We start from the raw sequence: 9,040 nt of genomic DNA, 5'->3' as shown, positions 1-9,040 counted from the left end.
TCATTTAAAGCGAGATTATTTTTATAATTTCAAGTAAATCTTTCGTTTTAGTTTTGTTTTTTTAGTATTTACTTTATAATTTTGACAAGGTAGAAGCTTAATCAAACTTCTTTCTCTTTTTTGATGATTAACGTATAATTAAACTGAAGGTCAAAATTAGTCAAAATGAAGGGGTTGAAGTAGATGGGACAACCGAATATTTCCGATTTGATTGAGGCCTATATTAAAGCCATCTTAGAGGAGCAAGAGCAAATTGAAATTAGGCGTTCTGAAATTGCTGATCGTTTTAGCTGTGTTCCTTCTCAAATAAATTATGTCATAAATACACGTTTTACTGTGGCGCAAGGGTATAATGTTGAGAGTAAACGGGGTGGCGGAGGCTATATTCGTATTGAAAAAGTAGTGTTAAATCAGTATGGAGATGTTTTGTCAGAACTTGATGAGTGGATAGGAAATACTTTATCTTACCAGGATAGTGTGGCAATTCTGCAACAATTATATAACTATGATATTATAAGCGAGAGAGAAGCCAATTTGATATTGACAGTGTTGGCACCGGAAACGTTTCATCATAAAACGAGTGAAGATAAGACGCGTGCAACGATGATGAGGTTGTTGCTAGAGCGACTTCGTTATGAAGAAAAGGGGTAATTTTATGGATTTGATGTTTACAGATAAGGCGAAAGCAGTATTATTGATAGCGCAAGATGAAGCAAGTTTTTTTAAACAAGGTTCTGTTGGTTCCGAGCATTTATTATTAGCGTTGGTGATTGAACCAGATGGTGTGGCAGGTAAAATATTACGTCATGCGAGTATTTCAGAAGGATTACTGCGTGAAGAGATTGAACACGCGACAGGTTATGGTGTGAGACGTAGTTATGGAGATAATGGTTATTTACCATATTCTCCACGTTCTCGTAAAATCCTAATGGTGGCACAAGAGGAAGCCAAACGATTACAATCTCCGATGGTTGGTACAGAGCATTTATTATTAGGAATTTTAAGAGATGAAGAAATTTTAGCGGCTCGTTTGTTGCGTGACTTTGGTTTGGATTTACCGCATACACGAAAACAAGTACTGCGTAAAATGGGGCTAATTGATAGTAAAAACCCTCGTGGCATGAAAAAGGAGCGGGTAAGTGTCTCCGAATCTCAGACGCCAACGTTAGATAGTTTAGCAAGAGATTTAACAGAATTAGCACGGCAAGAGCAGTTAGACCCTGTAATTGGACGGACGCCAGAGGTTGAACGACTTATTCAAATATTAAGTCGTCGTACGAAAAATAATCCGGTTTTAGTTGGAGAGCCGGGTGTAGGGAAGACGGCGATTGCTGAAGGGCTTGCACAAAAGATAGTTAAAGGTGAAGTGCCAGAAGATATGGTGGAAAAACGATTGATGATGCTTGATATGGGCTCGCTTGTTGCGGGAACGAAGTATCGTGGTGAATTTGAAGATCGTTTGAAAAATGTCGTTAATGAGATTTATCAAGATGGGCAAGTTATTTTATTTATAGATGAGTTACATACATTGATTGGTGCGGGTGGAGCAGAGGGTGCGATTGATGCGTCCAATATTTTAAAACCTGCTTTAGCTCGTGGTGAGTTACAGACAATCGGTGCTACGACATTGGATGAATATCAAAAATATATTGAAAAAGATGCAGCTTTAGAGCGACGTTTTGCTAAAATTCAAGTGGACGAACCGACAGCGGAAGAATCGAAAGAGATTTTAGCGGGTATTCGTTCACGTTATGAAGCACATCATAAAGTAAACATTACAGATGAAGCGATTGAGGCAGCGGTTGATTGGTCTATTCGTTATTTACCATCACGTCAATTACCGGATAAGGCGATTGATTTGATTGATGAGGCCAGTGCGAGAGTGCGTTTATCTGGTAGCCCTGTGGTATCAAAGCGCGCAAAATTATTGGCAGTGTTAACGAAGTATCGTGAAGATAAGGAAGCTGCTGTTTTAGCGCAAAATTTTGAAGAAGCGTCAAAATTTAGAGAAAAAGAAAAAGCTCAGGAGCAAAAGTTACGTCAATATGATGAAGCACAGTCAGAAAAAGCGACGTATGATTTAAATGTGACGACGGAAGATATTGCGGAGATTATTTCGCAATGGACGGGCATACCTTTGACACAGTTGGAGAAAAAGGAAAGCGAGCGTTTGTTGTCTTTAGAAAAAGAGCTGCATAAACGTGTAGTGGGTCAAGACGAGGCAGTTGTATCGGTTGCGAAAGCCATTCGACGTGCGCGTAGTGGGTTGAAAGATCCGCAACGTCCGATTGGTTCATTTATGTTCCTAGGGCCGACGGGAGTTGGGAAAACAGAATTAGCCAAAGCGTTGGCTGAGACGATGTTTGGAGATGAGAGTGCTTTAATTCGCGTCGACATGTCAGAATTTATGGAGAAACATACGACGAGTCGTTTGATTGGCTCACCTCCTGGCTATGTGGGATATGATGAAGGTGGACAATTGACGGAAAAAATTCGTCAGAAACCTTATTCTGTTGTCTTACTTGATGAGGTAGAGAAGGCTCATCCAGATATTTTTAACGTGCTATTGCAAGTGTTAGATGATGGTCATTTAACAGATGCGAAGGGACGTAAGGTGGACTTTAGAAATACGATTATTATTATGACATCTAACGTAGGAGCGACGGCTTTAAAAGAAGAAGTATCAGTTGGCTTTAATGTAAAAGACGTGCGACATGACCATGAACAAATGCGTCGTCGGATTTTAGAAGAATTAAAAAAAGCATTCCGTCCAGAATTTTTAAATCGAATTGATGAAACAGTTGTCTTCCATTCATTAGATAAGACGGAATTACGTGAAATCGTTAATATTATGAGTCAATCTCTAGTGACGCGTTTAGCAGAACAAGACATCACGTTAAAATTAACGACGGCAGCGTTAGATGTGATTGGTGAAGCAGGATTTGATCCAGAATACGGTGCGCGCCCGCTCAAACGTGCTTTACAACGTGAAGTGGAAGATTTATTAAGTGAAGCGTTACTATCGGGTCAAATTGCAACAGGTGATCGTGTGACGATTGGCGCGTCGAAAGGTAAAATTACGTTAACCGTCCGCGAAAAATCTTTATCTAAATCATAGTTTTTAAAAGTAAATAGGGAATAAATTAGAAACTCTCTGTATGAAGTGATGTTTAAATGTTAGATGTGATATCTAGCGTTTGAAGGTCGTGGTAATACAGAGAGTTTTTTTGTGAAAATTCGGTGGTTGGCAAGTCAGAAAACTTGTGATATTATTATCATAATTGTGTAGGGAGGAGTTTTTTTAGATGTCAATAAACATAACAGCAACAGTTGAGTCATACGAACAGGCTCACAAACTTTTAGAAGCGGGTGTAGACACCCTTTATTTTGGTGAAGAAAAGTTTGGGTTGCGTTTACCGACGTCCTTTAGTCGAGAAGAACAAGTGGCGTTAATAGAATTAGCTCATAAGCACGGCAAGACTGCAACGGTAGCTGTCAATGGCATTATGCATCCAGCTAAAATGAAAGAAGTACCTGACTATTTAGATTTCTTGGCGGCTCATCATGTCGACCAGATTACCGTAGGCGATACGGGTGTTATCCATGTATTGCGAGAAAGAGAAGACGAGATTCCATACTTATATGACGGTCATACGATGGTAACAAGTGCGCGTCAGATTAATTTCTGGGGCAAACGCGGTGCAATCGGTGCTGTCATTGCGAGAGAAGTGCCTTTTGAGGAATTAAAACAAATGGCGCCTAAATTAGATATCTTTGGCGAAATTCTTGTCTATGGTGCGTCTTGTATTCATCAATCAAAACGTCCGCTTGTCGAAAATTATTTATCTTATATTGGAAATGAACATGATAAATCTAAAGAGGCGGGCTTGTTTTTATCAGAGCCTCGTAAAGGTGGCACGCATTACTCAATTTATGAAGATAGCCATGGTACCCATATTTTTGCGAACAATGATATTTCATTAATGAACGAACTTGGACAGTTAGTCGCGCATGATTATCGCCATTGGAAATTAGACGGTATTTATACGCCAGGTGAAACGTTTGTAGAGATTGTCTCGCTATTTATTGAAGCTCGACAAACGATAATAGACGGGACTTGGACAGCGGAACGTGCGGAAGAATTGGCAGAAAAAGTCCAAGCGTTGCATCCGGAAGAACGTGGTTTAGATACGGGCTTCTTTTTACTAGATCCTGATGAGGTGAAATAAATGACAACAAAAAATCAAACAACATTAAAACGTCCAGAGGTGTTAGCACCTGCTGGGACATTAGAAAAATTAAAAACGGCTATTCACTACGGAGCTGACGCTGTATATATTGGCGGAGATGCCTATGGTTTGCGTAGCCGAGCAGGAAACTTTAGTTATGAAGAGATGGCAGAGGGAGTAGCTTTTGCTAGAGAACATGATGCTAAAGTCTATGTGGCAGCGAATATGGTGACGCATGAAGGAGATGAAGAAGGCGCGGGAGAGTTTTTCCGCACTTTACGTGATATCGGGATTAGCGCTGTGATTGTTTCAGACCCTGCTTTGATTGAAATCTGTGCGACAGAAGCACCCGGATTACCGATTCATTTATCGACGCAAGCGTCTGCCGCTAACTATGAAACGTTACAATTTTGGCAAAATGAAGGGTTAGAACGCGTCGTCTTAGCTCGTGAAGTTTCAATGAACGAAATTAAAGAAATTCGTGAAAATACAGACGTAGAAATTGAAGCGTTCATTCATGGGGCAATGTGTATTTCATACTCTGGCCGTTGTACGTTATCGAATCATATGGCGAAACGAGATGCTAACCGTGGTGGGTGTTGTCAATCATGTCGTTGGAAATATGAGTTGTACGACTTACCTTTTGCTGGAGAAAAACGTTCTTTGACTGAAAATGGTGAGGTTTCGGAACCTTTCTCAATGAGTGCGGTTGATATGGCAATGATTGAAAATATTCCAGATTTAATACAAAACGGCGTAGATAGTTTTAAAATTGAAGGGCGTATGAAGTCGATTCATTATGTTTCTACGGTGGCAAATGTTTATAAAGCAGCGGTAGATAGCTATATGGCAGACCCAGAAAACTATGTGTGTAAACAAGAGTGGATTGATGAGCTTTGGAAAGTCGCGCAGAGAGAGTTGTCTACTGGTTTTTATTACCAAACACCGAGCGAGGATGAGCAGTTGTTTGGACCACGTCGTAAAATACCGGCATATAGTTTTATTGGTGAAGTGATGGCATATGATCCAGAAACTAAGATGGCGACTATTCGCCAACGTAACCACTTTAGCGTGGGAGATGAAATTGAGTTTTATGGGCCAGGATTCCACCACTTTGAACAAACCGTTGAAGAAATGTGGAATGAAGAAGGGGAGAGCGTCGACCGTGCCCCTAATCCTATGATGTTATTGACGATGCAAGTTAAAGAACCTGTTGAAGTAGGCGACATGATTCGGAAGAAGAAATAAGAGGTTAGATTCTAATAAAAATTTTAGCTTCATAATTATAACGATTAACGATATATTTTAAGAGATTACTAATTCCCAGCTTTTTGGAGATTGGTAATCTTTTTTGTTGATGTATACGTAACTGTAATTCATTGCAAATAGAGCCAACCTAATTAAACGAACGTTTTTTGAAAATGATTCAAAAAAAGAGTATAATATAGAAAGAAATTTATTTAATTTCTAAAACTAATTAGGAGTGATGGAATTATGAAAATGAAATTATCATCTTTATTAAAAGGTGGTACAGACGATGTTTGTAAAAAGCGCATGGTCAAATCACGTACTGGCGATTGGGTAGTGAAAGCATTAACTTTCGTGACAGTTGTTGGTGGGGTGGTACTAGCAACTGGTGAAACAGTAGATGCTGCGGAATGGACTGCTAATAGTTCATCTGAAATAGCACAACGATTATCAAGCGATAAATCTTATACGTTTATAAAAGGTGATACATTTTATGAAATAGGTATTGCAACGAACATCAAATTTGACAAGCTTATGGAATTGAATGGTTTTGCAATGGGAGAACAATATACAGTACCTGTTGGCACTACTATTTCATTTGATGGAGCTAATGTAGAAATTAAAGATATCAATGGAGAGGTAAAACATACCGAAACTTTAACAGATAAGGATAAAATTGATACGACTCAAACATTTGCTGGACAAGTATCTGATACACCAAAAGGGGATATTACAGTAAATAAATCGACTGTACACTCTGGAACATCAAATAATGTGACAGAAAGACCAAAAAATCCAGAATTTGATAAGCCAGTTAAACCAGTAAAGCCAGGTGTCGAAACCCCAGTAGTTCCGAATCCAAATAAGCCTGGAACTGATAAGCCGGTGAAACCAACAGATCCAGGAATTGATAAACCAATTAAACCTGAAGAGAAGCCAGGACGACCAGGTATTAATGAAGACATGACATTAGAGGAAGCTCGTGCAAAATTAGCTGAAATTCAAGCTGAAATGGCTGATGTGCAAGCTGAGCTAGCTAATGTTGATATTGAAATCGCTGCGATTGACGAAGCTGCTACAGCAAATGCAGATGAAATATTATCTAAGCAAAATGACATCGCTAATTTAGATGCTGAAATTCAATCAAGTCAAAGTCAAATTTTAGAAAACGATAATAAGATTGCTGACTTAAAGGATCAACTTGAAGATGAGGATGCTGACAAAGATGTCATTCAGATGCAAATCGACATATTAGAAATTGCTAACACCAATCTTTCAACTGGTATTGCAGAAGCTAGCATTGCTAAAGAAACTGCTCAGGCTGAATTAAATGACTTACAAGGTAAGACATTTGATAAATCTGCACTAGAAGCTAAGAAACAAGAATTGAATGTTTTACTTGCAACATTGGAGAAGGAAGAGGCAATTGTTCAAGGCATCATTGACCGCATTTTAGAAGAGCAAGCTGCAATCGAAGCTTTGGAAGCTGCACGAAGGAATGCATTAGCTGAGATTGAAGGATTGAATTTGAAAAATGACAAGTCAACGTACATTGCTTATATTAAAGAAGCCGGTACTATCAATGCAATCAATGATTTAGTTGCTCAGGCTCATAAAGCTTCAGCAATTAATGATGAGAACGATGCTAAAGAACAAGCTGCTAAGGAATTAGCTGATGCTAAAGCTGATGGTCACAAGCAATTGGCGGAATTAAACTTGAAAGACGATGCAGTGAAATTTGCTACTCAAATTGATAAGGCTCAATCAGTAAATGAAATTGAGAGTATTGTCAATGAAGCTAAAACAGTATCTGCGGAAAATGACAAGATTGATGCTGAAGCCGCGAAGTTAGAGCAAGCTAAATCTCAAGCAAAAACTATCATCAATGCGTTGAATGACTTATCAGATGCTGAGAAAGCACAATTTGGTAAACAGGTGGATGCCGCTACAAATGCATCTGAGATTGACAGTGTTGTAAAAGATGCTCAAGAGCAAAATGAGATTAATGCTAAAGACAAGGAAGCTGCTGAGGCTGCTGAAAAATTAGCTAAGGCTAAAGAGGCTGCAATGAGTCAATTAGGTAAACTTAACTTAAGTAAAGAGGAAGCTGCTGATTATCACAAGCAAATCTCTGATGCTAAAGATGAGTCATCTATCAATGCAATCATGAACGAAGCTAAGAAGGTATCTGAAGCGAATGATATCCGTGACAAAGAAGAGGCTGCTCAAAAAGAATTAGATGAGCACATTGAAAAAGCGTTAGCTCAGCTTGACAAGTTAAACTTAAAAGACGATAAGGCTAAGTTTGTAAATGCTATCAAAGCTGCTGCTACTAAAGCTGAGGTTGATACACAATTAGCTGATGCTCAAAAAGTATCTGAAGCAAATGATATCCGCGACAAAGAAGAGGCTGCTCAAAAAGAATTAAATGAGCACATTGAAAAAGCATTAGCTCAACTTGACAAGCTAAACTTAAAAGATGACAAGGCTAAGTTTACAGAGGGTATTAAATCTGCGAAGACAAAATCTGACGTTGATGCAGTATTAGCTAAAGCTAAACAGGTATCGGAAGCAAATGATAAAGCTGATGCTGAGAAAGAAAAAGTTCAAGGTTATAAAGACCAAGCTCGTAAAGAATTGGCTGCATTAGGCTTCTCTAACGAAGGCATTGAGAAATACTTCGGTGCTCGAATTGAAGCTATCAAATCTGAGTCTGACATTGCACCTATTGTAAAAGATGCCAAAGAGTTTAAGGCTATTGATAGTCAACGTAAGCAACTCATCAAGAATATGCAAGCTGCACCATTCGTTGACCAAGCGACGAAGGACAAATTCATTGAGCGTGCTGAAAAGGCCACAACGCTTAAAGAGTTAGATGCTATCCGTGATGACTTTACTAAAGCTTACGATGCTGCACGCATTGCTGACATTGAGAAAAACTCAATCAAAACATTCACGGACACATTGAATGCTGAACGAGCTAAACAAGGTAAGCCTGAACTTCTATACGACGAGTCTCATCAAGGAGCTCAAGGCGGTTCTGCTACTCGAGCTGAGGAAATCATGGAAGTGTTTGACCACAAACGCCCAGATGGCAGCAGTTATAAATCAGCGTTTGTAAAAGATGACCAACATCGATACATCGCAATCAATGAGAACATCGTCGCATTCAACGTTCACATGGATGCAACGGCTGAGGAGATTGCACAGGAAGCTTTCCAACGTTGGATGGCAAGTCCAGGTCATAACAAAGTGTTAATGTATGAGACAAAAGGTGACTTATACTTCACTTACTCAGTGAAAATGTCTGAGGACGGTTCACGAGCTTACGCTGTATTTAACGCTTACCAAGTCTTATAATCGTAACAAGATTAAGCCAAAATAAAAAAGAGTCTCGAGTTTAAAACTTGAGACTCATTTGTTTTATTTATTGACAGAAATTTGACAAATCATGTAAGGCTAATTAGCGTGATAAAATTAATAGCTACAACTAGGTGGCGTGTAACTCCCACAAACAAGTCAGTCTAAAACACTGGTTGCTAGTCTTTCTGTTATGGTATTTT

5 protein-coding genes are annotated in these 9,040 nt (G+C 39.0%); all 5 read left to right on the top strand.

The genetic code is table 11. The features are described from left to right. Nucleotides 1-183: 183 nt before the first annotated feature. The 5 genes from M2919_RS06385 to M2919_RS06365 all read left to right on the top strand — a co-directional run bounded on the left by M2919_RS06385 (nt 184) and on the right by M2919_RS06365 (nt 8,837). Nucleotides 184-651 carry a CtsR family transcriptional regulator gene (locus M2919_RS06385; protein ID WP_023605819.1) on the top strand — a complete coding sequence of 156 codons (468 nt, stop codon included), beginning with the start codon at nt 184-186 and terminating at the stop codon, nt 649-651. Between the two features lie 4 nt (nt 652-655). Beyond that, on the top strand, nt 656-3,118 hold the full coding sequence (locus M2919_RS06380) for an ATP-dependent Clp protease ATP-binding subunit (RefSeq protein WP_248848430.1): 2,463 nt from the start codon (nt 656-658) through the stop codon (nt 3,116-3,118). 187 nt (nt 3,119-3,305) lie between these two features. Then, complete coding sequence (locus M2919_RS06375; RefSeq protein ID WP_248848429.1) at nt 3,306-4,229, top strand: peptidase U32 family protein; 924 nt, start codon at nt 3,306-3,308, stop codon at nt 4,227-4,229. Then, nucleotides 4,230-5,477, top strand: coding sequence for a peptidase U32 family protein (locus M2919_RS06370; RefSeq protein ID WP_248848428.1), 1,248 nt, complete (start codon nt 4,230-4,232; stop codon nt 5,475-5,477). Nucleotides 5,478-5,723: 246 nt separating this feature from the next. Then, the gene (locus M2919_RS06365) at nt 5,724-8,837 is read left to right on the top strand and encodes a hypothetical protein (RefSeq protein ID WP_248848427.1); all 3,114 of its coding nucleotides are present in this window, start codon (nt 5,724-5,726) and stop codon (nt 8,835-8,837) included. The last annotated feature ends 203 nt before the right edge of the window (nt 8,838-9,040 follow it).

The organism is Vagococcus lutrae (assembly GCF_023299185.1).
Lineage (GTDB): Bacteria > Bacillota > Bacilli > Lactobacillales > Vagococcaceae > Vagococcus_A > Vagococcus_A lutrae.
Note: the sequence above shows the minus strand (reverse complement) of the source record. Positions and strands in the feature narration are given on the sequence as shown.